The following is a 25,708-nucleotide window of genomic DNA, read 5'->3' on the forward strand; positions in this document are numbered from 1 at the left end:
CCCCAACATGGCTGATGAAGTGCAGGACTCCCTTTTCCCCGATCTTCCGCGCCCGCCCGAGGCGCCCCCGACCGTGCCGCCGGAGGCCGAGGCCGAGCCGCCCGCGAAGAAGAAGCCGCGCGGCGCCACCGTGGCACCGGCGCCCGCCGACCCGGCGCTCGTCGAACTGGCCGCGGCGCTCCCTCCCGGCCTGCGGCTCGGCACTTCATCGTGGAGCTACCCCGGCTGGGCCAACCTCGTCTGGGATGGCGACTACGCCGAAACGGTGCTGTCGAAAAGCGGCCTCTCCGCCCTCGCCCGGCATCCGCTTTTTCGCACCGTGAGCCTGGACCGCAACTTCTACCGCGCGCTCACCGCCAGCCAGTACGCGCGCTACGCGGCCATGGTGCAGGACGATTTCCGCTTCGTGGTGAAGGCGCCGAGCCTCGTGACCGACGCCACCGTGCGCGACGAAAGCGGCCGCGGCACGCAGGCCAACCCGGTGTTCCTGAACAGCGAGATCGCGATCCAGGAGTTCGTGCAGCCGGCGCTCGAAGGCCTCGGCCACCGCATCGGCGCGCTGGTGTTCCAGTTGAGCCCGATTCCCGCGCAACTGCTGGCCGACCAGCCCGCGCTGCTCGCGCGCATCGGCGAGATGCTCGAGGCCTTGCCCGGCCTGAAGCCAACGGCGCCCGATGCCGTGATCGCGGTCGAAGTGCGCGACCCGCAGTTGCTCTGCCCCGCCTTCGCCGACATGCTGCGCAGCGTGGGCGCCACCTTCTGCATGGGCCTGCACGCCAAGATGCCGCCGATCGAAGACCAGCTGCCGATGCTGCGTGCGCTCTGGCCCGGGCCGCTGGTGTGCCGCTGGAACCTGCACCGCCGCCACGGCCGCTTCGGCTATGAAGATGCGGAAAAGCTCTACGGCCCGTTCGACAGGATCGTCGATCCCGACCCCGAGACGCGCGAGGCCCTGGCCCGCGTGATCGCGGGCACCACCGGCGCGGGCCAGCTGGCCTACGTCACGGTGAGCAACAACGCCGAAGGCTGCGCGCCGCTGACGATCGCCTCGCTTGCGCGGGACATTGCCGGGCTGCCAAAGCGCTAACCTGCGTTGTCCTTGGCCGCCACCGTCATCTCCAGCTCCACGCTCGCATTCTTCGGCAGCGCATAGACGCCGACGGCCGTGCGCACATGTACGCCGGCCTCGCCGAACACGCGGTGCAGCAGCTCGGAGGCCGCATCGGCCACTTCGCTCTGCTGCGTGAATTCGGCCGTGCACTGCACGAAGACGCCAACGCGCAGCACCTTCTCGATGCCCTCGAGCGAGCCCAGTTCGCGGCGCAGCAGCGCGAGGCAGCGCAAGGCGCAGATCTGCGCGGCCTCGCGGGCCTTGCCGAGCGGCACCTGGTCGCCCACGCGGCCGGTGACGACCACCGTGGTGCCCACGCGCGGCACCTGGCCGCTGGTGTAGAGCGTGCGGCCGTCGCGCACGACGGGGATGTAGTTGCCGCCGGCGACGAGCTCGCCCTCGAAGCTGTGGCCCAGCTCGGCGGCGATACGGTCGGCAATCTGGTCTCGGGTCTGCGCAGTCATTTGGCTTCCATTCGATGAAGCCTCATTGTCGCCATCCGATCGTCGAAGAACAGATACAGATCGCACAGGCGCGATGCACAACAGACGATGCGCAACGCGTCAGGCCGCCCGGTCCGAAGGCCACCGCCCCAGCACCTCATGGATGCCTTCGCCGACGTGGCTTTCGATCAGCGAGAACGAGTCGGCCATCCACCGGACCGGCTCGACCAGATGCGGCTCGATCCTGCGCGGCGTGTAGGCCAGCGTCATGTGAGGCGTGAAGCCGCGCTCGGGCTTGAAGCCCGCATCCGCCAGTGCCTCGCCCAGCCGCTGCCTGAATGCCGCAAGCGCCGAGGTGCCGCTGCCGCCGCCGCACAGCACGAAGGCCTTGCTCTGCTCGAAGCGCATGGCCTCGTCGAACACCACCTCGAACGACGGCGGCGCCACGGCGGCCGCGGCCTGCAGGGCGGCTTGCACCTTTTCGCGCGGCACTGCCGGAAAATGCCCGAGGTGATGCAGCGTGACGTGCAGGCGATGCGCCTCGGTCAGCTTGCCTTTGAGCGCGTGCCGGTCCTTCAGGCGGGCCGCCAGCGCGGCAATCGACGCGGCATCTTCGGGGCGCGGAAAGATCGCGAAGAACAGCGAGCGCGGCAGGCGCTCCTTGGGTGATACGGTGCGGCGCGGGCGGCGCAACGGCGGCGGCGCGGGATCGATGCCTGGGAGCAGCAGTTGTTCGGGCATGGGAGATATCGGATTCACCGGTGCATTCAAACACGGCCGGAGACCGTCGGTTGACCCGCACCCGGAACTCGGCGCATGCTGCACGGCTCTGACTTGCCATGAACGCCCCACCAGCACCCGGCCTTCCCCGGCGCACCGTCGCCGCAGCGCTCGTTGTCATGCCCGCGCTCTGGCTGGGCGCCCGCGCACAGCCGGCGGCAAGCCGGCTCGCCACCCCTTCGCAGACCGAGGGACCCTTCTACCCCGTGCGCCTGCCGCAGGATTCCGATGGCGATCTGCTGCGCAACGGCACGCTGGACTACCGCAGCGGCCAGCCGGCCTGGGTCGACGGCACGGTGACCGACCTGAGCGGCAGGCCGCTGCGCGGCGCGCAGGTCGAGATCTGGCAGTGCGATCAGAACGGCCACTACCACCACCCCGGCGACGGCGACCGCGCCGACGCCGCCTTCCAGGGCTTCGGCCGCGTCACGGTCGGCGAAGACGGCAGCTACCGCTTCCGCACCATCCGCCCGGTGCCCTACAGCGGCCGCACGCCGCACATCCACGTCAAGGTGAAGCTCGGCACGCGCGAGCTGCTGACTACGCAGCTCTACGTGGCCGGCGATCCGGGCAATGCGCGCGACTACCTCTGGCGCAATCTTCCGCAGGCCGCGAGGGAGGCCGTCACAGTGCCCTTCGAGCGCGGGCCGGATGGCCTGCAGGCGCGCTTTCCGATTGCCGTTGCGGCCTGAAGGCGCTCAACCACGGACGCGCGGGGAATCAGGTCCGGCCTGCAAGGACGGCTTACGGCGCCGGCGCCAGGCATTGTTCGAGTCCCTGCACCAGCACATCCCTGGGCAGCTGCTTGCCGATGAAGACGATGCGGCTGTGGCGCGGCTCGCCCTCTTTCCAGCTGGCGCCGGCCTCGGTGCCCATCAGCATGTGGACGCCCTGCAGCACCACGCGGGTGTCCAGCCCGGACACTGCGATCACGCCCTTGTAGCGCATCAGGTGGGTGCCGTAGATGCGCAGGATGGCGCCGAAAAAGTCCTCCAGCCGCGCCGCATCGAAGGGCCGTTCGGCGCGAAACACGAAGCTCGATACATCGTCATCGTGCTCGTGATCGTCATCGGTCAGGAAGTCGGGTTCTATCTCCAGGATCGCGTTGAGGTTGAACCCGCGGATGTCGAGCAGCTGGTCGATCGGCGCCTGGCCGAAATGCGCTGCGGTGATCGGCGCGCGCGCATTCATGCGCAGCAGGCGCTGCTCGAGCGCCTTCACCTCGTCGACCGGCACCAGGTCGGTCTTCGAAAGCAGGATGCGGTCCGCAAAACCCACCTGCTCCTGGGCTTCATGGTGTTCGTCGAGCTGCGCCATCGCATGCTTGGCGTCGACCAGCGTCACGATCGCATCGAGCAGGTAGGTCTGGCTGATCTCTTCATCGACGAAGAAGGTCTGCGCCACGGGCGCCGGGTCGGCCAGCCCGGTGGTCTCGATGATCACGCGCTCGAAGCTCGCGCTGCCGGTCTTGCGGCGCGCCGCCAGCTCGCCGAGGATGCGCACCAGATCGCCGCGCACGGTGCAGCAGATGCAGCCGTTGTTCATCTCGATGATCTGCTCGCCCTCTTCCTGCACCAGCAGTTCGTTGTCGATGCCGGCTTCGCCGAACTCGTTTTCGATCACGGCAATCTTGTGGCCGTGCTGCTCCTTCAGGATACGGTTCAGCAGCGTGGTCTTGCCGCTGCCGAGGAAGCCGGTGAGGATGGTGACGGGAATGAGGCTCATGGGTGGTCTGCGTAAAGATTGATCGGGCGCTCGGCAGGCTCAGCGCTTGGCCGAGAGCGCCGAGGCAATGGTTGTGGCGTTGTGCGCGAACAGCTTCAGGTAGGTGTCCGCCTCGGTCCCCGGCGCCGACAGCGCGTCGGAATAGAGCCGGCCGCCCACGATGACCCCGCCCTCGCGTGCAATGCGCTGCACCAGGCGCGGATCGGAAATGTTCTCGACGAACACCGCGCGCACGTCCTCGCGCCGGATCTGGCCGATCAGGCGCGCGACCGAGGCGGCGGAGGCCTCGCTGTCGGTGTTCATGCCCTGCGGCGCAAGAAACTCGATGCCGTAGGCCGCGCCGAAATAGCCGAACGCATCGTGCGAACTGATCACGCGGCGATGCTCGCGCGGCATCGCGTCGAAACGTGCGCGAATCTCGCGGTCGAGCGCCTGGAGCCGCTCGATGTAGCTCGCGCAGCGCCGGCCGATCTCGGCCGCGAATGCCGGCCGTGCCCGCGCCATCGCATCGCGCAGGTTCGCGGCATAGCGCTGCGCGTTCGCAAGGTCCTGCCATGCGTGCGGATCGGGCGCACGGCCCATGCGGCGCACCGGCACGCCATCGCTGGCCACGGCGACGGGACCGCGGTAGCCGGATGAACGCACCAGGCGGTCCATCCAGCCTTCGAACGCCAGTCCGTTGACGACGACCAGTTCTGCATTGGCAATGCGCCGCGCATCGGCCGGGCTCGGCTGGAAGACGTGCGCGTCGGAGTCCGGGCCGACCAGGGCCGCAACCTCGACGGCGCTGCCGCCGATCTCGCGCGCCATGTCGGCAAGGATCGAGAAGCTCGCGACGACGCGCAGCGGCCGTGGTGCGGCGGATTGCGCAAGCACTGGCAGCGGCAGCGCAACGAGCGACGCGGCGAAGAAGCGGCGGCGCGCGGGATTCGATGGAAAGTTCATGTCAGGTCTCCCGCTGGGCCGCCCCAAGGGAGGCCTGCGCCCCCTCGGGGGGCAGCGAATACACGAAGTGATGAGCGTGGGGGTTCATGTCAGGCATTTCGATGAGAACGTGGGCGCAGGAGCCGGGCGAGCAGTCCGCCGTGCGGTCCGAACACGAGCGACAGCAGGTAGGCCGCGCCCGCCACCAGCACGATCGCGGGGCCCGAGGGCCACTGCGCATGGAAGGACAGCAGCAGCCCGGCAAAGCCGGACAGCACCGCCATGCCGGCTGCAACCAGCGCAAGGCTCCAGACTTCGGCGGCCCAGAAGCGCGCCGCGGTGGCCGGCAGCATCATCAAGCCGACCGCCATCAGCGTGCCCAGCGCCTGGAAGCCCGCCACCAGGTTGGCAACCGTAAGAACCAGAAAGACGCCATGCACCAGCGAACCGGGCCCGCCCACATTGCGCAGGAAGCCCGGGTCGAGGCATTCCACGAGCAGCGGCCGGTAGATCACGGCCAGCACAACGAGGGTCAGGCTAGCGACGCCGGCCATCAGCAGCAGCGCCGCGTCGTCCACCGCAAGGATGGTGCCGAAAAGCATGTGCATCAGGTCGACGCTGCTGCCGTGGGTCGACACCAGCAGCACGCCCAGCGCGAGTGCGATCAGGTAGAAGGCCGCAAAGCTCGCGTCTTCGCGCTGCGACGTGACGCGCGTGACGAAACCCGCCGCCAGCGCCACCGCGAGCGCTGCGAAGAATCCGCCCACGCTCATCGCGGCCAGCGAGAAGCCGGCAAACAGAAAGCCGAGCGCCGCGCCCGGCAGCAGCGCGTGCCCCATCGCATCGCCCATCAGGCTCATGCGCCGCAACACCAGCAAGGTGCCGATCGGCGCACTGCCCAGGCCGAGCGCCAGCGTGGCCACCAGCGCGCGGCGCATGAAGCCGTACTCCACGAAGGGCTGGACCAGCAAGGCACCTGCGGTCATGCAGCTTCCTTGCAGACAGGCGCATCCTCGTCCCACGCCTCGGCCATCTGGCGCGCGCGGAACAGGTTCTCGGCATGCAGCACTTCGGCCGTCGGCCCCCAAGCCACGCAGCGCCTTGCCATGAGCAGGGTGCGGTCGAAATGAAGGCGCACCTGCTCGAGGTCGTGCAGCACGGCAATCACGGTGCGCGCCTCCGCATGCCAGCGCGCGACCACGGCCAGCAGGTCGGCAGTGGTGCGCGCATCGATCGCATTGAAAGGTTCGTCCAGCAGGATCACCGGTGCGTCCTGCAGCAGCACGCGCGCAAAGAGCACGCGCTGAAACTGCCCCGCCGACAGCTCGGCGATGCCGCGGCGCTGGAAGCCGCCAAGGCCAACGGCCTCGAGCGCCGCCCCCACGGCATCGCGCTGCCGCGCGGCGATGCCCTTGAAGCAGCCGAGCCGTCCCCAGTGCCCGAGCGCCACCAGGTCGAACACCCGGATCGGAAAGCTCCGGTCGATCTCGGCCTGCTGCGGCAGCCACGCGATGCGGTCGCGCGAGGCACCGTCGAAGGAGACCCCGCCCTCGGCCGGCCGGATGCGTCCCATGATCGCGGCAAGCAGGCTGGTCTTGCCCGCACCGTTCGGCCCGACGATGGCGGTGAGCGAGCCCGGCGTGAACTCCCCCGACAGGTGGTGCACAGCCGGGTGGCTGCGATAGGCCACCGTGAGGTTGCTCAACCGGATGGCGGGAGGGGGCATCGGCGCGCCGCTCATTTCAGCGCCCAGCCGACAGCCAGCCACAGTGCCGCGGCAAGCATCAGCGCGCCCGCCACACGCACCCATGCGCTGGCCATCAGCAGGCTCGGCGGGCTTTCCGGCCAGGCATGGGGCGCGGCTTCAGTTTGGCGGGCTGGGTGTTTCATGCCCCGACTATATTGCAATTGCGAATGCATTCGCAATAATGAAAGCAGGTTCTCGATCCAGCACCGATACCGGCGACCGCCCATGCGCCGACAGCGTGTAGAGAACCCCGCGGGAAAACTCGCAGGAGCTCGCGCGAATGCTTGACGCCTTCCCTACCGGCGACAAGAGCCCGCGAAGAAGTCGAGGATCTGCTCGCCCAGCAGCTGCTCCCCGCTGTTGAAATGCGCCATGACGGAGACGTGGTTGTGGTCCGCGACCGTCATGTGGCGCGGCGCGACACGGCGCGCCTCCGCCACGCGATAGGCAAACTCGGTCGCATAGACGTCGAGCAGCGGATTCTCGTATTGCGCATTGACGACGAACACGGGCATTGCGAGGTGCGCCGCATGCGCCATGGGCGAGAGGGACGGATAGCGGCTTGCGTCCTCGCCGAAATACGCCCGCACGCCGGCCGCGTTGGGGTTCTCCGGCAGGCTGTCGGCCTGCAGCCGCGCGGACACGAGTACCAGACAGCACACGTCGCGCCGCAGATGGGCGAGCGCCGGATCGCAGGCGAAGGTCGCCGCGTGGGTGCCGCCGGCGGAGTGGCCGATCAGGCAGATGCTGCGCGGATCGCCACCGAAGCCGCCGATGTGCGCGGACACCCAGGCGCAGGCCGCGGCAACGTCCAGGGCGCCTTGCGGATGCGGCGCCTCCGGTGCCAGCCGGTACTCCACGTTGACACCCACGCAACCCTGGCGAGCGAACCAGGTCAGCACGTTGGCGTACATGGCATCGTTGATGTCCTTGGTGCCACGCACGAAAGCGCCGCCGTGCACGAAGACCACCACGGGCGCGTCGCGCGCGACGGCCGGACGATAGACGTCCAGCCGCTGGCGGGCGTGAGGCCCGTAGAAAAGTTCACGCGTGACGTCGACGCCGCCGTGCGGCGCCGCCATCAGCACAGGCAGGTAGGCGGCCTTGACCCGGTCGCCCGCGCCGCGGATGTCCTGCTGCCACACCGGGCCGACCTCGCGCAGCAGTTCGTCCATGCCGGCGGGCCGGGGGATCGCGCGCATGGCCGGTCAGTCCTGCCGGAAGGCCGTGGCTTCGACCTCGAAACACCAGTCCGGGTGTGCCAGCGCCGCGACCACCATCAGGGTCGAGGCCGGCCGCGCCGATCCAAGGTACACGCTGCGGATCGCATTGAGCCGAGGCAGGTCCGCGGCACGGGTGAGGTAGGTCGTCACCTTGACCAGGTGCGATGCGTCCATGCCGGCCGCCTGCAGCACCGCCACCAGGTTCTTCCAGGCCTGGTCTGCCTGGGCCTCGAAGCCCTCCAGCAGACGGCCCTGCGGGGTCACGCCGATCTGGCCCGCGACGTGCAGGCAGGTTCCTGGGCCGTGGGTGGTGATGCCGTGGCTGTAGGCACCCGCGGGCGCTGCGACATTGTCGGGAACGATGCGTTGATGCATGGCAGTCTCAGTGCACGACGCTGTCGATTTCCGGAATGGCCGGGATCTCGACGCCGTACACGCCGATGTCCTCGCGGATCTTGTTCACGCCCATGCGGATGATGCCGATCTCTTCATCGGGATGCGTCGCGCCAAGGCCATGGTCAGCCGCCAGCGCCCGGTTGCGGCCGGAGCGTGCGCGCTCGGCGTCCGGCAGGTTGACGACGGCATAGACACCGTTGAGCAGGCTGCCGCGCAGCTTCTTTGCGACCTTCAGGCCGATGAGGCGCTTTTCCTCCGAGGGCAACTCGCTGAAGAAGCGCCGCATGATGATGCGGCCGAACTGGATGTGGCGGGCCTCGTCGCGCAGGATCAGCCGGCAGACCTCGCGGATCGAGTCGAACCGGGCGTTCTCGTAGCGCGCCTGCAGCAGGTCGCCGGACAGCTGCTCGAACAGCGTGTTGACCGAGAGACCGGCAAAGAAGCTCATGGCCTTCTCGTCCGATTCGTCGTGGAAGCGCGGGATGATGTCCTTGAAGTAGTCCGAACGCGGCATGGGCTCGTATTCGGCGAGCGCGTCGGCGATGCGGAAGCTGGCCTCGTGATGCCGGAATTCCTCGGCGATGAAGTTGGTGATGTGCTGCTTCACCTCGAAGGGCTGGTGTTGAAAGATCGCTTCGCGCAGGCGCTCTGCGCCATAGGGCGTGGCGCCGTGCTCCATCCAGGCACGCAGGCTCCACCATTCGGCGCCGGCCTTGCGCACTTCCGGCGGCAGATCGGCCTTCTGGAGATCGGAATAGTCAATGTCGGCGATCGGGTTCCAGGCCAAGTCGCGTGCCTGGGTGCAGAGGCGCCAGACCTCCGGGTACTCGATCTTCGACACGACCGGATAGGGGTTGGGGACGGCGGGAATTTCTTCGAGCAGGGACGGCTGCATGGGCGTGGTTCCTTCATTCGGCAATGGGGGATGCCGCTCATGCTAGGCGCGCGCTCTTGATACATCCAATACTGTTTAAATGGAGTCGTGATCCGAACTGTGTATATCGACTCAACGTTCACGAGGCTCTCCAGATGATCGAGTTCAGGCAGTTGCGTCAGTTCGTGGTGGTGGCGGAAGAGCTCAACTTCGGCCGTGCGGCGGAGAAGCTGCACATGTCACAGCCGCCACTGAGCGTGGCCATACGCAACCTGGAACTGCAGGTGGGCACGCTGCTGATAGACCGCAGCCGGCACCATGTGCGCCTGACGCCGGCAGGCAAGGTATTCCTGAAGGATGCGCAGCGCCTGCTGACGCAGGCCCATGCGGCCACGGAACGCGCGCGGCGTGCCGCCCAGGGCGCGGAAGGCTCGCTCAGCCTGTCCTTCGTGCCGAGTGCCGCGCTCGATCTTCTGCCGGACATCTTCAAGCGGTTCCAGCGCGACTATCCGACGGTCCACCTGCATGTGACCGCGGAGACCACCACCCGGCAGGTGGAGGCGCTGCGGCGCGCCGAGGTCGACCTGGCCCTGGTGGTCGGCCCGCTGCAGGACGTGCCGGACCTTGCCTTTGTCGATCTCCAGGCACAGGGTTTCGTCATTGCCGTGCCTCGCAGCCATGCCCTCGCAAAACAGCGCTCCGTGAAGATCAAGGCCCTTGCGGCAGAGTCCTTCATCGCTTTTCCAGCGGCCGAGGGCGCGGGCTTCGTGGCGGCGCTGCTCAGCGCCTGCAAGGCCGCGGGCTTCTCGCCCAGGGTCGTCCAGGAAGCCTCCCAGATGCAGGCCGTGCTGACACTGGTCGCCGGCGGCCTGGGCATCGCCCTGGTGCCGGCCTCCATGCGCATGCTGGCCATGAAGGATGTGGCTTTCCTTGACGTGGCCGAAACGCGGGCACCACCCACCTACCAGCTGGCTTTCGCCTACAGCCGCACCAACGACAACCCAGTCATCCATTCCTTCCTGGCAGTGGCAAGCAAGGCCGTGGCGCACGCGCGCAGCACCTGAATCCGATCGCGGCGGCCGGACGAATGGTGATTCGATTCATGTATGGATTCGGTACGCAGTCCGTATTGGACGTTATGACGAGCCGTTTGCATCATGTCGGCAAAAGGCGCCGGGGAGCGCCGCCGGTTTCGTCCCGCATCTGCCAACTGGAGTCCACGATGAAACTCATGAAGCTGCTCGCCACCCCGGTGCTGTTGGCCGCAGTCGTCTTCGCTGTGCCGTCGCTCGCACAGACCTACCCTGCCCGCCCGATCACGCTCGTTGTTCCGTATCCGCCGGGAGGCTCGGCCGACATCCTCGCGCGCACTGTCGGAGAGCAGCTGGCGGCGCGCCTCGGACAGCCCGTGATCGTGGAGAACAAGGCCGGCGCCGGCACCGCCATCGGCGCACGTTTCGTCGCAGACGCCAAGCCCGACGGCTACACCTTGCTCATGGGCACCGTCAGTTCCCAGGCGATCAATCCGGCCATGAGCAAGGTGGGCTACGACCCGATCAAGGGCTTTGCAGTCGTCAGCGCACTGGCATCGATTCCCTTCGTGCTGGTGGCCCATCCCGCCGTTCCCTACAGCAATGTGGCGGAACTGATCGCAGCCGGCAGGAGCCGCCCCGGCACGATCAGCTTTGCGTCGGCCGGCCCCGGAACATCCAACCACCTGGCGGGCGAGATGCTAGCGAACGCCGCGCGTGTCCAGCTGCTGCACGTGCCGTACCGCGGCAGTGCGCCAGCGCTTGCGGACGTGCTGGCCGGGCATGTCCCCGTGATGTTCGACCTTCAGACCACCGCCCTGCCCAACCTCAAGGCCCAGAAGGTCAAGGCGCTGGCCGTGACAAGCCTGCATCGCAGTCCGTTGCTACCCGACGTGCCCACAGTGGCGGAGAGTGGCTTGCCGGATTTCGAGGTCAGCGCCTGGTTCGGCATATTTGCACCCGCCAAGGTCCCGCAGCCTGTACTCAAGCAGCTGTCCGAGGCGATGACCGATGTCCTGCGGGCTCCCGCCATGGTGCAGCGCCTGAGGGAAATCGGCACGGAGCCGGATACCCGGAACGCCGCAGCGTTCGCCAGCTACGCGGCAGCGGAAGTCAGCAAATACGCAGCCATCGTGAAATCAGCTGGCCTCGCACCTTGAGCGTTGGAGCGCTGCTGCCCATGCCCTGACCGGATGCCCCGCCTCAATCAATCTTGATCCCGGCCGCCCTCACTACATCCGCGTACTTCTTCAAATCCGCCTGGATCTGTTGCCCGAACTCCGCCGACGTATTGCCCACCGACGTGATGCCGAGCTTGGCCAGGCGCTCCTTGACCGCAGGCTCGTTCACCACTGCGTGCAACTCGCGCTGAATGCGGTCGATGATGGGCGTGGGGGTCTTGGCGGGCGCGAGGATGCCGATCCAGGAACTCGCTTCGAAGCCCGGCACGGTTTCGCCGACGGTGGGCACGTCGGGGAGCGATGGCAGCCGCTGCGCGCTCGAAATCGCGATGGCGCGCACCTGACCTCTTTCGATGAAGGGCAGCGCGCCCGCCACCGCGGTGTAGAGCATCGGCAGCTGGCCGCCGACCACGTCGGTCATGGCCTGGCCGCCGCCCTTGTAGGGCACATGGACGAAGTTGGCGCCGGTCTTCACCTTGAGCATTTCAGCGGCGACGTGGGGCGTGCCACCCGTGCCAGAACTGCCGTAGGACAAGCCGTCCGGGTTGCTCTTCGAATACGCGATCAGCTCGGGCAAGGTCTTCGCGGGCACCGAAGGGTGCGTGACGATGACGAGCACCGCATCGCCGATCTTGCTGACGGGCACGAAGTCTTTCACTGTGTCGAACGGGACCTTCGCGAACACGTGCGGGTTGATGACCAGCGTGCCGTCGAAGCCCAGCACCAGCGTGTAGCCGTCGGGCGGCGCGGCCGCGACCATCTGCGTGCCGATGTTGCCGGACGCGCCGGGCCGGTTGTCGACCACCACCTGCTGGCCCAGCCGGGCCCCGAGGCGCTCGGCCACGACGCGCGCGCCGGTGTCGGTCACGCCGCCGGGTGTGAAAGGCACCACGAGGCGAATCGGCTTGTTCGGGTAGTCCTGCTGAGCGTGCGCCGGCATTGCTGCGATGGCGAGCGCACTGGTAGTGGCTATTGCCAGCGCCAGCAAGCGGCGGCGCCAAGCGTTGTAGGTGTTCGTCATGGGTTTTTGTCTCCGTCCTTTTGTTGATTGAATCTTCAGCGCGCCCAGCGCTTGTCGAAATCCCACACTTCTTGAAAGCCGATGAGACCGCAGAACTCGTTGAAGTCGAACAGCGGCACCTCGGGCGCCTGGCTCAGGCCGCTGTCCTTGAGGTGGCTCAACGCGCGCTCCATCGCGGCTGCGGCCGACAGGCTGGTGAGCGAGGGGTAGATGGCCAGCGCAAAGCCGATCTCCTCCAACACCTTCGCGGGCAGGATCGGCGTCGTGCCGCCATCGGCCATGTTGGCCAGCATCGGCTTGTCGAATGCGGTGCAGGCCTTGCGCATCTCTTCTTCGGACTGCGGTGCCTCGAAGAACAGGATGTCGGCCCCGGCCTCGGCATACGCCTCCAGGCGGCGCATCGCCTCGTCGACGCCGAGCGATGCGCGTGCATCGGTGCGGGCGATGATGAGGAAGTTGTCCTTGTCGTCGGGCGCCTCGGCGGCCACCTTGATCTTCTCGACCATGTCCTGCATGGGCACGCAGCGCTTGTTGGGCGTGTGGCCGCACTTTTTCGGAAACTCCTGGTCCTCGAGCTGGATGGCCGTGACGCCGGCCGCCTCGTAGCCGCGCACCGTGTGGTGCACGTTCAGCAGCCCGCCGTAGCCGGTGTCGGCATCGGCGATGACGGCGCCCTGGCTCGTGCGCACCAGGGTCGCCATGCGGTCGAGCATCTGCGTGTAGGTGGCAATGCCCGCGTCGGGCAGGCCCAGGCTCGATGCGGTGAGCCAGTAGCCCGTGCCGTAGACGATGTCGAAGCCGACCTTGTTCGCCACCGTGGCGGCAATCATGTCGTGCAGGCCCGGCGCGACGATGAACTCGCCGCGGTCGAGCTTCTGTCGGAGGATGGGGTTCGCCATGCCCGCTTACTCCGCCGTGATGCCGCCGCGCTGCGCGACGAGCGACCACTTCTTCGTCTCGCTCGCCAGGAAGGTGCGGAACTCGGCCGGTGGCGTGAGCGTGATGTCGGCGCCCTGGTCGTGCATCTGCTTTTGCACCACGGGGTCGGCCGCGACCTTCTTCAGGTCCTGGTTGATCTGCGCAACGATCGGGGCCGGCAGGCCGGCCGGGCCGAACAGGCCATACCAGCTCAGCGACTCGACACCGTTCAAGCCCGCTTCCTTGAAGGTCATCGCATCGGGGAACAGCGGCATGCGGCGATCCGCCGCGACACCCACCACGCGCAGCGCGCCCGAGCGCACGTGCGGCAGCGCAGTGAGCACGCTGGTCACGCCCATCGGGAGGTGGCCGCCGATGATGTCGACCATGATCGGCGCGCCGCCCTTGTAGGGCACGCCGGTCAGCTTGAGGTTGCCGACCTGGCGGATCAGTTCGCCGGTCAGGCGCGTCTGCCCTTCCGAGTAGCCGCAGCCCAGCTCTTCCTTGCGTGCCGCGGCCAGCAGGTCGGCCAGCGTCTTGTAGGGGCCGTTGGCCTGCACCACCAGCACCGAAGGCGAGTTCGCGATGTTGGTGATGGGCGTGAAGGCTTTGTCGGTGTCGTAGGGCAGCGACTTCATCAGCACCGGGTTGACCGCGTGCGAGCCCACCACCAGCAGCAGCGTGTGGCCATCGGGCGCCGCGCGCGCCACGGTGCTGGAGCCGATCACGCCGTTGGCGCCGGTGCGGTTGTCGACCACCACCGACTGGCCCCACAACTCCGACAGGCGCTGCGCCATCAGGCGGCCCACGATGTCGGTGCCGCCGCCGGCGGAATACGGCACCACGAGCGTGACGGCCTTGCTCGGGTACCTGGCGCCTTCCGCGAAGGCGATGCCGCCCGTGCCGACGGCGGCGAATGAGGCGAGGCCGGCGAGCATCTGGCGGCGGTTGGGATGAGGAAGGTTGAAGGTCGGGTTCATGCAAGTCTCCTGGTGTTGTCTTGTGTGTCCTAGTCGCGCTGGCGGCGCAGCCAGGTGATGGCGCGGCCGCCGAGCGGCCGCTGCAGTTCGTCCTGCGCGAAGTCCACCGCTGCGAGCAGGCCGGCGAGCGAGATGCCGGTGGCAAAGCCGCTGCGCTCGGCCATGAGCACAAGGTCTTCCGTCGCCACGTTGCCTGCAGCGCCGGGCGCGAACGGGCAGCCGCCGATGCCGCCGACGCTCGCATCGAAGCGGCGCACGCCGGCTTCGAGCGCCGCCCATGCATTGGCCACGCCCATGCCGCGCGTGTCGTGCAGGTGCACCGCGAGGCGCTCGATCGGCACCACGCCGCGCAGCGCCGCCATGCGCTCCTTCACCTGGCCCGGCGAGGCCGAGCCGATGGTGTCGGCGATGACGATCTCGTCGGCCGCGGCGGCGTGCATGCGGGCCGACAGGCGCAGCACCTCGTCGAGTGGCGTCTCGCCCTCGAAGGGACAGTCGAAGGCCACGGCCACGTAGGCGCGCGTGCGCATGCCCAGCGCGCGCGCGGCGGCGATCGTCTGCTCGCTCACCTCGGTCGCCTGGTCCAGGCCCATGTTGATGTTCTTGCGGTTCATGGTCTCGGTGGCCGAAAGCACGACGGCGATCTCCTTCGCGCCGGCCGCGTGCGCGCGCTCCAGCCCCTTGAGGTTGGGCACCAGCACCGAGGTGCGCAGCGCCGCAAAGCGCGCCTGCACCTGCGGCAGGAGTTCGCCGGCGTCGGCCATCTGCGGCACGGCCTTCGGCGAGACAAAACTGGCCGCCTCGATGCTGCGCAGGCCGGCCTCGGCCAGCAGGCCGATCAGGCGCAGCTTGCCCTCGGTGCCGACACGGATCGCCTGGTTCTGCAAGCCGTCGCGCGGCGCGACGTCGGTGATGTGAATCGCTTCCTTCGCGCTCATGCAATCGCCCCTTCGGCACGCAGCGCTTCGAGCTTGTCGGGTGCGTAGCCGACGAGGTCGACCAGCACCTGGCGCGTGTTTTCACCGAGCGCCGGCGGACAGGTGAACGCCCTGCCCTTGTCGGCTGCCGACAGCTTGATCGGGTTGCCCGGCATGCGCACGCGTTCGCCGGTCTTCAGCGGCACCTCGACCACCATGTCGCGCGCCAGCACCTGTGCATCGCTCAGCGCCTGCTCGAAGTTGTTGACCGGGCCGCACGGAATGCGCGCCTCGCGCAGACGCTCGAGCCAATGGGCGGTCGGCTGCTTGCGCATCGCTTCGCCGACCACCGCGTCGATCTCGGCCTTGGCCGCGAAGCGCACCGGCTGCTGGCGGTATTCGGGCTTGCGCAGCGCCGGCAGGTCGATGAACTCGACGAAGCGGTCGAAGAACGGGTCGCCGATGCACGCGATGATCACGTGGCCATCGGCTGTCGGGTAGCTGTTGTACGGCACATGCACGAAGTGCCCGTTGCCGATGCCTTCGGGCACGTGGCCCGACAGCAGATGCATCGTCGCCATGTAGTTGAGCAGCGAGATCTGCGCGTCGAGCATCGAAATGTCGACATGCTGGCCCACGCCGGTCCGGTCGCGCTCCACCAGCGCGGCCAGTACGCCCATCGCGCCGAACATGCCGCCGCCGAGGTCGCCAATGGGGATGCCGCTGCGCGTCGGGCCCGTCTCGGGCGTGCCGGTGATCGACATGCCGCCGCCCATCGCCTGCACCACCTGGTCGAAGGCCGGGCGCTGCGTCTGCGGGCCGGTCTGGCCGAAGCCGGTGACCGAGCAGGTGACGATGCGCGGGTTCACCTTGGCAAGCGAGGCGTAGTCGATACCGAGCCGCCCGGTCACGCCGACGCTGAAGTTGTCGAACACCACGTCGGCCTTGCGCACGAGATCGAGAAACACCGCCTTGCCGGCTGGCGTCTTGAGGTCGACGCACACGCTCTCCTTGTTGCGGTTGAGCGTGAGGTAGTACGCCCCCATGCCGTCGCGCGAATAGTGCGGGTCGTTCTCCAGCAGCCGGCGCGTGCCTTCGCCGCTGCCGGGCGGCTCGACCTTGATGGTGCGCGCGCCGAGGTCGGCCAGCAGCATGGTGCCGTAGGGGCCGGACAGCATGTGCGTCAGGTCCAGCACGGTGATGTGTTCGAGTGCCACGTTCAATGTCTCCGAAAGGTTGGCGAATGCCCAGCTATCGCAGGGGCCGTGCCAGCGTTCGAGACGCGTGCAAGTGATTGATTTGAAAGGGGTTGTCGTTTTTCCGATCACCTCCTTGCGTTGCAATGCGACGCCAATGAAACATCGATATGTTTCAATGCGACATGCCCGGCGATCGCCCCTCCTCCCACTTCTTCCCGGCTCCCGTACGCAGCGGCGAGCTGCCACGCCTGTGCTTCCTGAGCTACCGGCAGATCCGCGGATTCGCGATGCCGGTGGTGGCGGAATACACCGGCCGCGCCGAGATCGAGGTGGTCGACGGCACCTTCGGCGACGCGCTCGCCATCGCGCGCGACCGCCTCGAGCGCGGCCTGGTCGATGCCTTCGTGAGCGCGGGCTCGAACGCGAGCATCCTGCGCGCCGGACTGCAAGCGCCTGTCGCCACCATCCAGCTGAGCGGCTTCGACCTGCTGCAGGCGCTCATCAAGGCGCGGCGCATGTCCAGCCGCGTCGGCGTCGTCATGTACGGCCAGACCATCCCCGAACTCGACGAGGTGAAGGACCTGCTCAACATCGAGGTGGTGCAGCACGCCTATCAGACGCCCGACGACGCGCGCCAGCGCTTCGAGCAGCTGCGCCGCGAGGGCTTCGAGGTGATCGTCGGTTCCAGCCTGGTCGTCGAGCTCGCGGAGCAGGCCGGCCTGCACGGGCTGCTCGCCTACTCGCTGGGCAGCGTGCGCAAGGGCTTCGAAGATGCACTCGAACTCGCGCGCGTCGCGCGGCTCGAAGCCGGCCGCTACGAGCAGCTCAACGGCGTGCTGCACAACCTGCAGGAGGCGGTGCTGGCGGTGAACCGCGACAACCGCGTGATCGCGGTCAACCCGCCGATGCAGCAACTGCTCGGCCCGCCGCACGCGCGGCTCATCGGCCAGTCGCTGGAGGCGATCGAACCCGAGCTGTCGCTGCAGCCCACGCTCGACAGCGGGCAGGTCGAGCGCGCCGTGGTGCAGCGCTTTGCGCAGCGCGACTGGGTGGTCAACCGCACGCCGATCCGAGAACACGGCGAGATCGTCGGTGCCGCCCTCACGCTCTACGACGCTCGCACCATCCAGGAAGCCGACACCAGCCTGCGCATCCAGCAGGGCCGGCGCCAGAGCGCGGCGCGCCACCGCTTCGCCAACCTCATCGGCCAGAGCCCGGCCTTCTTGCGCGCGGTGCAGACCGCACGGCGTTTTGCGCGTACCGACCTCACGGTGCTGATCGCCGGCGAGAGCGGCGTCGGCAAGGAGCTGTTCGCGCAGTCCATCCACAACGAGAGCGTGCGCGCGGGGCGGCCCTTCGTCGCCGTCAACTGCGCGGCCTTTCCGGAAGCCCTGCTGGAAAGCGAGCTGTTCGGCTACGAGGAAGGCGCCTTCACCGGCTCACGCCGCGGCGGCAAGCGCGGCCTGTTCGAGGCGGCGCACACGGGCACCCTCTTTCTCGACGAGATCGGCGACATGCCGCTGCAGCTGCAGACGCGACTGCTGCGCGTGCTGCAGGAGCGCGAGATCACGCGGCTCGGCGCGACGGCCGCCATTCCGGTCGATGTGCGCGTGATCGCCGCCACGCACCAGCCGCTGAACGACATGATTGCCGAGCGCCGCTTCCGGCAAGACCTGTTCTACCGCCTCAACACGCTGCGCCTGCCGCTGCCGCCCTTGCGCGAGCGCCGCGAAGACATCGCGCCGCTGGCCGAAGCGCAGGTCGATCGCTGCCTGCAGCGGCTGGGCACGCGGCTGGACCCGGTGCGCGCGCTGGCGCCGCTGCTGCCGCGCCTGCGCGCCTACGACTGGCCCGGCAACATCCGCGAGCTGGAAAACCTCGGCGAGCGCATCGCGGTGTTCCTCATGCAGTTCGACCGCCTCGAGGACGTTCGCTACGACGAACTGCGGCACGACCTGCCGGAGCTTTTCGCCGATGCCACCGCAAGCGAGGTGGCCGGCGACACTGGGCTGAGCGCTGCACGCGTGGCCGCGGCGCTGCAGGCGCAAGGCGGCAACCGCCAGGCTGCGGCCCGGCAACTCGGCGTGAGCCGCTCGACGCTTTGGCGCTGGATGCGCGAACGCGGCGCCGGTGCGCCGGGCACCTGATGCCGCGCTCCCCTGAACTTCACCACGAAAAGGTTATTTCATGGAGCTGAGGCCAAAGCCAGCCTTGGCCCACATCTCCAACCGATCCAGCACCAGGACCCGCGACCGCCCACGCGCCGACAGCGTGTAGAGAACCCCGCGAGGAAAACTCGCCAACAGCTCGCGCGAAACCAGGCCGCGTTGCTCCAGGCCATCCAGGCGTTCGGTCAGCACCTTGGGCGTGATCCCGGCCAGGCGCCCGACCAGTTCGCCATGGCGCTTGGGACCGGTCTGCAGATGCCAGAGGATCAGCGCGTTCCAGCGGTGGCCCAGGAAGGCCAGCCATTCTTCGACGGGGCATTCGCTCGCGTGCTTGGGCGCAGGTGTGTCGATGCCGGCCGGAGCCGCCGGGTTCTCTGCAGTTCTATCCATTTGGTGAGTGCTGGATCCGCATGCTGTGATGAGCGCCATCGTATTTCAGAGAGCGTCCATCCACCATGTTCAAGGTCACCACCCCTGCTTCAATGAACGAAGCTTTTGCCCGCGCGTTCAACAGCCGCCATATCGACAACCTGCTGTCGCTGTACGAACCGGATGCCGCCCTGCGTACCGATGCTTCCACCCCGACCTGCAGGGGAAAACCCGCCATCGCCGCCGAACTCGGCAAGCTGCTGGAGATTCCGGGCGTCATGGTGTCCCGCAACAACTTCTGCGTGGAAGTGGACGGCCTTGCGCTGCTGCGCGCCGACTACCGCCTGGCCTCGCCGGAGGGAACGACGATCCTCGCCGGCAGTTCGGCCGAGGTCGTGCGCCGGCAGGCGGATGGTTCGTGGCTCTACGTCATCGACCATGCGGCAGGTGCGAGCTTGCCGCGTGTCGAGGGCTGACCATGCAACACGCCGCCGCTGCCTCTGGCCGGCAGTGGACTGGCCCTGCATACCTGATCTATCCTGCCGCAGATCCACCGATCCGGCATCATGATGACTTCACACCCACTCGTCAGTTCGACCCTTCAGACCGCGATCGACGAGATCGTCGACGCCGCCGCAAAGGCCGATCGCTTCGATCGCGTCGCCGCGGTGCTGCGCGACATCACCGCCCGCTTCCATTCGCTCGGCGAGCTGGTCCACGAGGCAAGCGACGATGAAGTCCTGCTGTGCGCGAACGACACGCTGACGATCTATCACATCACCCTCACGCCGGGCCTGCAGTACCCGCCTCACAACCACTTGATGGATGCCCTCATCGGCATCTATCGCGGCAGAGAGACGAACTTCATCTACCCGCAGTCCGACGGCCGGCTGCAGGTTCCGGAGCGGCGCGAAGCCATCGCACCCGAGGTGGTTCACCTGCCTCCCGATACCGTGCACGCGGTGGCGAACCCGGGCATGGCGCGTTCGGGCGCATTGCACGTGTACCTTGGCAATCTGCTGCACACGAAGAGGCAGATGTGGCGCTTCGCGGGGGATCGGCCCGGCGTGTTCGACAACGACCGGTATCTGGCCGAGGCGCGCGCCATCGCGCCCTGATCAGCAGGTCCCCAATGTCCGCAGGGTCAAGAGCTTGGCTGCGGTCTGCAGGAGGTGGAACATGGCGCCATGTCTTCGCCAAGGCACCGATACATCAGCATCGGCGGCACGCAGATCTTCTATCGCGAGGCGGGGCCGCCGGATGCGCCGGCGCTTCTTCTGCTCCATGGATTTCCGTCGTCTTCCGTGCAGTTCCGCCATCTCTTGTGGACACTGGCCGATCGATGGCGGCTCGTCGCACCCGACTTGCCGGGCTTTGGATTCAGCGCCGTCCCGGACCGCCGCCATTTCGCCTACACCTTCGCTCATCTTGCCGAGGTGATCGAAGGCTTTGTCCGGGCCATGGGCATCGAGCCTCGCGCCCTCTACCTTCACGACTATGGAGCGCAGGCCGGATTCCGGCTGCTGGCAAGCGCGGCCCTGCGGCCGGCGGCTCTCGTCATCCAGAACAGCGAGGCTTATTTCGATGCGGGCCGTACCGATGCATGGTCGTCCGCCGAAGCCTATTGGCGCGATCCCTCGGACGCCAACCGCGAGAGGATGCGCGCTTCGCTTCTCAACGAAGACGGCATCCGCCGCGAGTTCGTCGAGCAGCTTCCCGCGCACATCGCCGAGCGCATCGATCCCGCGGTCATCCGCCTGGCGTGCGACCACATCCGGCGGCCGGGCGTGGCCGATGCGCTGCTCGATCTTCATCGCGACTATGGGAGCAACGTCGCGTTCTACCCTGCGATCCAGGCGCACCTGCGCCGCGCTCGCCTTCCGACCCTGATCCTCTGGGGACGAGGCGACCAGTACTACCGGCCAGCGCAGGCGGAGGCCTTTCGCCACGACCTGCCGGACGCCACGATCGAATACTTCGACGGCGGCCACTGGCTTCTCGAAACGCACCCTGGCGAGGTGGCTGCGGCCGTGCAGGACTTTTTGCAGCGGCACCTCGCGCCGCCGGCCCTTCGTCCACTTCACGAAATGCGAGGCGTCCAATGAAAGAACCCGTCTTGCCGTGGAGCACCTGATGCCGACCCGACGCTATGCCATTCTTGAAGCGCCCTCCACGCTCGGCCTGTCGACCGACGGCGTGGAGCGACTGCCCAGCCGGCTGCTGGAACTCGGACTCGCCGACCGCATCCACGCGCGCCGTGCCGGGCGACTGGCGGTTCCGCCGAAAGACCCGAAGCCCGATCCATCCACCCTGGTGCTGAACGCCGATGCGATCGCGTCATGGTCGCCCAAGCTCGCCGATGCAGTGGAGAAGGTGCTGGACGCGGGCGAATTCCCGATAGTGCTCGGCGGCGACTGCACGATCGTGCTGGGCTCGATGCTCGCGCTGCGCCGGCGTGGCCGCTATGGCCTGTTCTTCATCGACGGCAACGCCGATTTCTTCCAGCCCGAAGCCGAACCCAACGGCGAAGGCGCCTCCATGGACCTGGCCTTCGTCACCGGCCACGGGCCGGCGCTTCTGACCGACCTGGAAGGCCGCCGTCCGCTGGTGCGGCCCGAGGACACCGTCGCCTTTGCATTCCGCGACCACGAAGACCAGGCCCAATTCGGCAGCCAGCCTTTGCCGGCGGAGCTCATGGCCTGCGATCTCCCCGCCATCCGCCGCCTGGGTGTCGAAGCCGCAACCCGTGCAGCCATCGACCACCTGACGCGGCCCGAGCTAGACGGCTTCTTCATCCACCTGGACGCCGACTGCCTCGACGATGCCCTCATGCCGGCGGTCGATTTCCGCGTACCGGGCGGGCTGTCATGGGACGAACTGTCGACCGCGCTCCGGCTCATCCTGGCGAGCGGAAAGGCCGTCGGCATGGAGGTCACCATCTACAACCCGCGCCTCGACGGGGACAGCAGCGCCGGCAGCGGCCTTGCTGCGGTGCTGGCCGAGGCGCTGGGGACGGCCGCGCCTGCGTGAGGGGGCGGGGCCTCCCGGCGAATCGTGGCCGCCCCTTATCCACGAGGCAGGATCGCACCGAAATTTGCGATCCCGATTCATCATCAATCGAACTTGACCAAGTCCTTGAAGATCAGCTGACCCCAGCTATTTCCGCGCGCCTGCACAAGCAGTCCACCTTCCGAAAGCCCGCCAAGCTTGATCGGAGAGAAACCGAGATCGTTCGCAAGCGCACCGATCTCCGCTGCGGCGCCGTCATCGTCGCTCGCCAGGAACACGACTCTCCTGCCGCCATGTACGTCCGGATCTTGTTCAAGGACTGCGGCGGCCAGATGGTTGAAACCCTTGACCAGCCGTCCACCAGAGAAAGCCTGCGCGACGGCCTTGGAAGAAGGCTGTCCTCCCAGCTCCTCGGGGGACACGCCGTAGGCATTGGTCACGTCGACGATGGTCTTCCCTTGCCAGCTGGGCAGCGCCTTCGCGACATCCCGGTGCGACTCGAACCGGACAGCCAGAAAGACGATGTCCGCCTTGACTGCTTCCGCCAGTGTTTTGGGAATGACCTCGGGCCCGATCGCGGCCGCGGCGGATGCAAAGCTTTCCGGGTCGCGCGTGGTTGCAACGGATACCTCGATGCCGCTTCGGGCAAACGCCTTGGCCAGGGCCTGGCCGATGCTGCCGAAGCCGATGATTGCGTAGCTCATGGATTTTCCTTTTGGTTTTGGCGTCAGATCTGCGCCAGGCCGCCGTCGACCGCGACCTCGCTGGCGGTCATGAAGCTGCTGTCCTGCGACGCGAGAAAGGCAGCCGCCGCGCCGATCTCCGCCGGATCGGCCATGCGCTGGAGCGGATTCATAGATGCGAAGACCTTCATGCCCTCCTCGCCTACCGCTTCCTTCGCGAGTTCGGTCGCCGTCGGCCCGGGCGACAGCACGTTGACCCGGATGCCGGTGCCCTTCAGGTCCTCCGCCCAGGATCGCGCGAGGTTGCGCACCGCCGCCTTGCTCGCGCTGTAGGCACCGAATGCCGGGGCACCCGTGGTGCCGGCGCTCGAACCGGTCAGGATGATCGAGCCGCCCTTGCTCATCAGCGGCAGCGCCTTCTGGACCGTGAAGATCGTGCCCTTCACATTGGTGTCGAAGGTTTCGTCGATGTGCTCGGCGGTGATCTTGCCGAGCGCAAGCGGGCTTCCCGCCCCGGCATTGGCAAAGACGATGTCGAGGGTTCCGCGCTCGGCCTTCACCGCCGCATAGAGCCGGTCGAGGTCGGCCTCATCCGACACCGAGCCCTTCACGGCGCGGGCATTGGGCCCGAGTTCGGCCACGGCGGCGTCGAGCGCTTCCTGCCGGCGGCCGAAGATGAAGACGAAGGCGCCCTCCTCGATGAAGCGCTTTGCCGCGGCGCGGCCGATGCCGGTGGCGCCGCCGGTGATCACGGCGGTCTTTCCATTCAGTCTGGTCATGTCATGGGATCCATAGTTGAAGTTGCACGGAAGCAGGGAACTGCTTGAGAACAAGTATGGAGTTCTGATAACCTAAGGACAAGTATGCACTTTTTGGTAAGTATGAAAAAATGACGACGCCTTCTTCTCATCCAACCTGCGGTACCGGTGGCTTCTCCTGCGGGCTCGACGCCACGCTGCGCATCATCTCGGGCAAGTGGAAACCGTTGATCCTATTTTTCCTGCGCGACGGCCCGAGGCGCTACGGCGAACTCAAGCGCTTGATCGAAGGCGTCAGCGACAAGGTCCTGATCCAGCATCTGAAGGATCTGGAGGCCGATCGCGTGCTGGCGCGGACCGACTACAAGGAGGTGCCGCCGCGCGTGGACTACGCGCTGACCCCGCTGGGCCGCAGCCTGGCCGAAGCGATCGTTCCGCTGTGCACCTGGGGAACCGAGCACATGGCGGAAGTGGCAAGCATCTTCGCCAAGCGCGAAACTTTGTCCTAGCGGGATGGAGAAGAGCCGCTGAGTCGGAAGACCCTCCGCATTCGCGGGAGGGCGGCTGGTCGAATTCTTCCGATCAGAGTGTCAGGCTGCGCGGCAGCGGCCGGACGCGGCATCGTTCTTCACTCCCACTCGATCGTCGCCGGCGGTTTGCTCGACACGTCGTAGGTCACGCGATTGATCCCGCGCACTTCATTGATGATGCGCCCCGACACCTTCTTGAGCAGCGCGTACGGCAGCTCGGCCCAGTCGGCGGTCATGAAGTCGCTGGTCTGCACGGCGCGCAGCGCGACGACGTAGTCGTAGGTGCGGCCGTCGCCCATCACGCCCACGCTCTTCACGGGCAGGAACACGGTGAAAGCCTGGCTCGTGAGGTCGTACCAGCTCTTGCCGGTGGCATCGTCCTTGAAGTTACGCAGCTCCTCGATGAAGATCGCGTCGGCGCGGCGCAGCAGGTCGGCGTATTCCTTCTTCACTTCGCCGAGGATGCGCACGCCCAGGCCGGGGCCCGGGAACGGATGGCGGTACACCATTTCGGGCGGCAGGCCGAGTGCCACGCCGAGTTCGCGCACCTCGTCCTTGAACAGGTCGCGCAGCGGCTCGAGCAGCTTGAGGCCGAGCTGCTCGGGCAGGCCGCCCACGTTGTGGTGGCTCTTGATGGTGACGGCCTTCTTGCTCTTGGCGCCGCCCGATTCGATGACGTCGGGGTAGATGGTGCCCTGCGCGAGGAAGGTGGCGCCCTTGTGTCCTCCGTCGCCCGCCTTGAGCTTGGCGGCCTCCTGCTTGAATACAGTGACAAACTCTCCGCCGATGATCTTGCGCTTGGCTTCGGGGTCGCTCACGCCCGCCAGCTTGCCGAGGAACAGCTCGCTCGCATCGACGCGGATCACCTTCGCGTGCAGCTTGCCCTCGAACATCTCCATGACCATGTCGCCTTCGTTCAAGCGCAAGAGGCCATGGTCGACGAACACGCAGGTCAGCTGGTCGCCGATGGCGCGATGAATGAGTGCGGCCGCCACGCTCGAATCGACGCCGCCCGAGAGGCCGAGGATGACTTCTTCGTCGCCTACCTGCTCGCGGATCTTGGCCACGGCCTCGGCGATGTGGTCGCGCATGACCCAGTCGGGCTTCGCCTCGCAGATGCCGAGCACGAAGCGCTCGAGGATCGCCTTGCCCTGCACCGTATGCGTGACTTCGGGGTGGAACTGCAGCGCGTAGTAGCGGCGCGCCTCGTCGGCCATGCCGGCGATGGGGCAGCTGTCGGTGCTGGCCATGAGCTTGAAGCCGGGCGGCAGCTCGGTGACCTTGTCGCCATGGCTCATCCACACGTTGAGCATGCCGTGGCCTTCGGGCGTGGTGAAGTCGGCGATGTCTTTCAACAGCGCGGTGTGGCCATGCGCGCGCACGGACGCAAAGCCGAACTCGCGCTTGTGGCCGCCCTCGACCTTGCCGCCGAGCTGGTGCGCCATGGTCTGCATGCCGTAGCAGATGCCGAGGACGGGAATGCCGAGATCGAACACGGCCTGCGGGCACTTGTCAGTGGTTTCCTCGTACACGCTCGCGTGGCTGCCCGAGAGGATCACGCCCTTCAGGTGGCCGTCGGCTGCGTATTCGCGCACCCATTCGTCGCTGACGTCGCAGGGATGCACTTCGCTCAGCACATGCGCCTCGCGCACGCGGCGCGCGATGAGCTGCGTGACTTGCGAGCCGAAATCGAGGATGAGGATCTTGTCGTGTTGCATGGC

Annotated in this window: 29 protein-coding genes; 10 read left to right on the forward strand and 19 right to left on the reverse strand. The window is 67.4% G+C overall.

Annotation, left to right across the window (positions count from 1 at the left end):
- The first annotated feature begins 7 nt into the window (after nt 1–7).
- On the forward strand, nt 8–1,087 hold the full coding sequence (locus AC1DMS_RS22590; RefSeq protein WP_012747892.1) for a DUF72 domain-containing protein: 1,080 nt from the start codon (nt 8–10) through the stop codon (nt 1,085–1,087).
- On the opposite strand, the gene AC1DMS_RS22595 is transcribed toward AC1DMS_RS22590, so the two are convergent.
- Complete coding sequence (locus tag AC1DMS_RS22595; protein ID WP_012747891.1) at nt 1,084–1,575, reverse strand: RidA family protein; 492 nt, start codon at nt 1,573–1,575, stop codon at nt 1,084–1,086. The two genes, AC1DMS_RS22590 and AC1DMS_RS22595, sit on opposite strands and share 4 nt — an antisense overlap.
- A gap of 99 nt (nt 1,576–1,674) precedes the next feature.
- The gene (thpR, locus tag AC1DMS_RS22600) at nt 1,675–2,295 is read right to left on the reverse strand and encodes an RNA 2',3'-cyclic phosphodiesterase (RefSeq protein ID WP_012747890.1); all 621 of its coding nucleotides are present in this window, start codon (nt 2,293–2,295) and stop codon (nt 1,675–1,677) included.
- A gap of 98 nt (nt 2,296–2,393) precedes the next feature.
- Here thpR and AC1DMS_RS22605 point away from each other — a divergent pair, with 98 nt between their 5' ends.
- Nucleotides 2,394–3,026: a dioxygenase family protein gene (locus AC1DMS_RS22605; protein ID WP_461552098.1), complete on the forward strand. Its 633-nt coding sequence runs from the start codon at nt 2,394–2,396 to the stop codon at nt 3,024–3,026.
- Between the two features lie 52 nt (nt 3,027–3,078).
- On the opposite strand, the gene AC1DMS_RS22610 is transcribed toward AC1DMS_RS22605, so the two are convergent.
- The 8 genes from AC1DMS_RS22610 to AC1DMS_RS22645 form a co-directional block, all read right to left on the reverse strand.
- The gene (locus AC1DMS_RS22610) at nt 3,079–4,059 is read right to left on the reverse strand and encodes a CobW family GTP-binding protein (protein WP_478181838.1); all 981 of its coding nucleotides are present in this window, start codon (nt 4,057–4,059) and stop codon (nt 3,079–3,081) included.
- Nucleotides 4,060–4,098: 39 nt separating this feature from the next.
- On the reverse strand, nt 4,099–5,004 hold the full coding sequence (locus tag AC1DMS_RS22615; protein ID WP_478181839.1) for a metal ABC transporter substrate-binding protein: 906 nt from the start codon (nt 5,002–5,004) through the stop codon (nt 4,099–4,101).
- Between the two features lie 89 nt (nt 5,005–5,093).
- Nucleotides 5,094–5,969 (reverse strand): metal ABC transporter permease, encoded by an 876-nt coding sequence (locus tag AC1DMS_RS22620; RefSeq protein ID WP_478181840.1) that lies wholly within the window; start codon nt 5,967–5,969, stop codon nt 5,094–5,096.
- Nucleotides 5,966–6,709 carry a metal ABC transporter ATP-binding protein gene (locus AC1DMS_RS22625; protein WP_478181841.1) on the reverse strand — a complete coding sequence of 248 codons (744 nt, stop codon included), beginning with the start codon at nt 6,707–6,709 and terminating at the stop codon, nt 5,966–5,968. The genes AC1DMS_RS22620 and AC1DMS_RS22625 overlap by 4 nt, the downstream gene beginning before the upstream one ends.
- A gap of 11 nt (nt 6,710–6,720) precedes the next feature.
- Complete coding sequence (locus AC1DMS_RS22630) at nt 6,721–6,873, reverse strand: hypothetical protein (RefSeq protein ID WP_478181842.1); 153 nt, start codon at nt 6,871–6,873, stop codon at nt 6,721–6,723.
- A 153-nt stretch (nt 6,874–7,026) separates the two neighbouring features.
- On the reverse strand, nt 7,027–7,932 hold the full coding sequence (locus AC1DMS_RS22635; protein ID WP_478181843.1) for an alpha/beta hydrolase: 906 nt from the start codon (nt 7,930–7,932) through the stop codon (nt 7,027–7,029).
- 6 nt (nt 7,933–7,938) lie between these two features.
- Entirely contained in the window at nt 7,939–8,328 is a 390-nt protein-coding gene (locus AC1DMS_RS22640) for a RidA family protein (protein WP_012747884.1), read from the reverse strand.
- Nucleotides 8,329–8,335: 7 nt separating this feature from the next.
- Entirely contained in the window at nt 8,336–9,244 is a 909-nt protein-coding gene (locus tag AC1DMS_RS22645) for a ferritin family protein (protein WP_012747883.1), read from the reverse strand.
- Between the two features lie 134 nt (nt 9,245–9,378).
- Between AC1DMS_RS22645 and AC1DMS_RS22650 the strand changes: the two genes are divergently transcribed.
- On the forward strand, nt 9,379–10,287 hold the full coding sequence (locus tag AC1DMS_RS22650) for a LysR family transcriptional regulator (protein ID WP_478181844.1): 909 nt from the start codon (nt 9,379–9,381) through the stop codon (nt 10,285–10,287).
- A gap of 158 nt (nt 10,288–10,445) precedes the next feature.
- Nucleotides 10,446–11,414, forward strand: a complete 969-nt coding sequence (locus tag AC1DMS_RS22655; protein WP_478181845.1) for a Bug family tripartite tricarboxylate transporter substrate binding protein — start codon at nt 10,446–10,448, stop codon at nt 11,412–11,414.
- 43 nt (nt 11,415–11,457) lie between these two features.
- Here the strand turns inward: AC1DMS_RS22655 and AC1DMS_RS22660 are convergent, their stop codons facing one another.
- The 5 genes from AC1DMS_RS22660 to AC1DMS_RS22680 are packed head-to-tail and all read right to left on the reverse strand — an operon-like array spanning nt 11,458 to nt 16,488.
- Nucleotides 11,458–12,456 carry a Bug family tripartite tricarboxylate transporter substrate binding protein gene (locus AC1DMS_RS22660; protein WP_478181846.1) on the reverse strand — a complete coding sequence of 333 codons (999 nt, stop codon included), beginning with the start codon at nt 12,454–12,456 and terminating at the stop codon, nt 11,458–11,460.
- Between the two features lie 35 nt (nt 12,457–12,491).
- Complete coding sequence (locus tag AC1DMS_RS22665; protein WP_478181847.1) at nt 12,492–13,355, reverse strand: isocitrate lyase/PEP mutase family protein; 864 nt, start codon at nt 13,353–13,355, stop codon at nt 12,492–12,494.
- 6 nt (nt 13,356–13,361) lie between these two features.
- Nucleotides 13,362–14,354, reverse strand: a complete 993-nt coding sequence (locus tag AC1DMS_RS22670; RefSeq protein WP_478181848.1) for a tripartite tricarboxylate transporter substrate binding protein — start codon at nt 14,352–14,354, stop codon at nt 13,362–13,364.
- A 29-nt stretch (nt 14,355–14,383) separates the two neighbouring features.
- The gene (locus AC1DMS_RS22675; RefSeq protein ID WP_478181849.1) at nt 14,384–15,292 is read right to left on the reverse strand and encodes a hydroxymethylglutaryl-CoA lyase; all 909 of its coding nucleotides are present in this window, start codon (nt 15,290–15,292) and stop codon (nt 14,384–14,386) included.
- Entirely contained in the window at nt 15,289–16,488 is a 1,200-nt protein-coding gene (locus AC1DMS_RS22680) for a CaiB/BaiF CoA transferase family protein (protein ID WP_478181850.1), read from the reverse strand. Before AC1DMS_RS22680 ends, AC1DMS_RS22675 begins: the two co-directional genes overlap by 4 nt.
- A 164-nt stretch (nt 16,489–16,652) precedes the next feature.
- Between AC1DMS_RS22680 and prpR the strand changes: the two genes are divergently transcribed.
- Nucleotides 16,653–18,617 carry a propionate catabolism operon regulatory protein PrpR gene (prpR, locus tag AC1DMS_RS22685; protein WP_478181851.1) on the forward strand — a complete coding sequence of 655 codons (1,965 nt, stop codon included), beginning with the start codon at nt 16,653–16,655 and terminating at the stop codon, nt 18,615–18,617.
- 33 nt (nt 18,618–18,650) lie between these two features.
- On the opposite strand, the gene AC1DMS_RS22690 is transcribed toward prpR, so the two are convergent.
- Entirely contained in the window at nt 18,651–19,067 is a 417-nt protein-coding gene (locus AC1DMS_RS22690) for a winged helix-turn-helix transcriptional regulator (protein WP_478181852.1), read from the reverse strand.
- 26 nt (nt 19,068–19,093) lie between these two features.
- Here AC1DMS_RS22690 and AC1DMS_RS22695 point away from each other — a divergent pair, with 26 nt between their 5' ends.
- From AC1DMS_RS22695 to AC1DMS_RS22710, 4 genes are all read left to right on the forward strand, one after another.
- Complete coding sequence (locus tag AC1DMS_RS22695) at nt 19,094–19,483, forward strand: YybH family protein (protein ID WP_478181853.1); 390 nt, start codon at nt 19,094–19,096, stop codon at nt 19,481–19,483.
- A 90-nt stretch (nt 19,484–19,573) separates the two neighbouring features.
- Nucleotides 19,574–20,125 carry an autotransporter gene (locus tag AC1DMS_RS22700; RefSeq protein ID WP_478181854.1) on the forward strand — a complete coding sequence of 184 codons (552 nt, stop codon included), beginning with the start codon at nt 19,574–19,576 and terminating at the stop codon, nt 20,123–20,125.
- 69 nt (nt 20,126–20,194) lie between these two features.
- Nucleotides 20,195–21,112, forward strand: coding sequence for an alpha/beta fold hydrolase (locus AC1DMS_RS22705; RefSeq protein ID WP_478181855.1), 918 nt, complete (start codon nt 20,195–20,197; stop codon nt 21,110–21,112).
- Between the two features lie 28 nt (nt 21,113–21,140).
- A complete protein-coding gene (locus tag AC1DMS_RS22710) occupies nt 21,141–22,037 on the forward strand; it encodes an arginase family protein (RefSeq protein ID WP_478181856.1) in 897 nt (298 codons plus the stop codon).
- 83 nt (nt 22,038–22,120) lie between these two features.
- Here AC1DMS_RS22710 and AC1DMS_RS22715 read toward each other — a convergent pair whose 3' ends face one another.
- On the reverse strand, nt 22,121–22,720 hold the full coding sequence (locus tag AC1DMS_RS22715; protein ID WP_478181857.1) for an NADPH-dependent F420 reductase: 600 nt from the start codon (nt 22,718–22,720) through the stop codon (nt 22,121–22,123).
- A 23-nt stretch (nt 22,721–22,743) separates the two neighbouring features.
- The gene (locus AC1DMS_RS22720) at nt 22,744–23,478 is read right to left on the reverse strand and encodes an SDR family NAD(P)-dependent oxidoreductase (RefSeq protein WP_478181858.1); all 735 of its coding nucleotides are present in this window, start codon (nt 23,476–23,478) and stop codon (nt 22,744–22,746) included.
- Nucleotides 23,479–23,588: 110 nt separating this feature from the next.
- Here AC1DMS_RS22720 and AC1DMS_RS22725 point away from each other — a divergent pair, with 110 nt between their 5' ends.
- Complete coding sequence (locus AC1DMS_RS22725) at nt 23,589–23,966, forward strand: winged helix-turn-helix transcriptional regulator (protein ID WP_012747869.1); 378 nt, start codon at nt 23,589–23,591, stop codon at nt 23,964–23,966.
- A gap of 119 nt (nt 23,967–24,085) precedes the next feature.
- Here AC1DMS_RS22725 and guaA read toward each other — a convergent pair whose 3' ends face one another.
- Nucleotides 24,086–25,705 carry a glutamine-hydrolyzing GMP synthase gene (gene guaA, locus AC1DMS_RS22730; protein ID WP_012747868.1) on the reverse strand — a complete coding sequence of 540 codons (1,620 nt, stop codon included), beginning with the start codon at nt 25,703–25,705 and terminating at the stop codon, nt 24,086–24,088.
- Between the last annotated feature and the right edge of the window lie 3 nt (nt 25,706–25,708).

The sequence above is a fragment of the Variovorax sp. 05T418 genome, assembly GCF_056396385.1.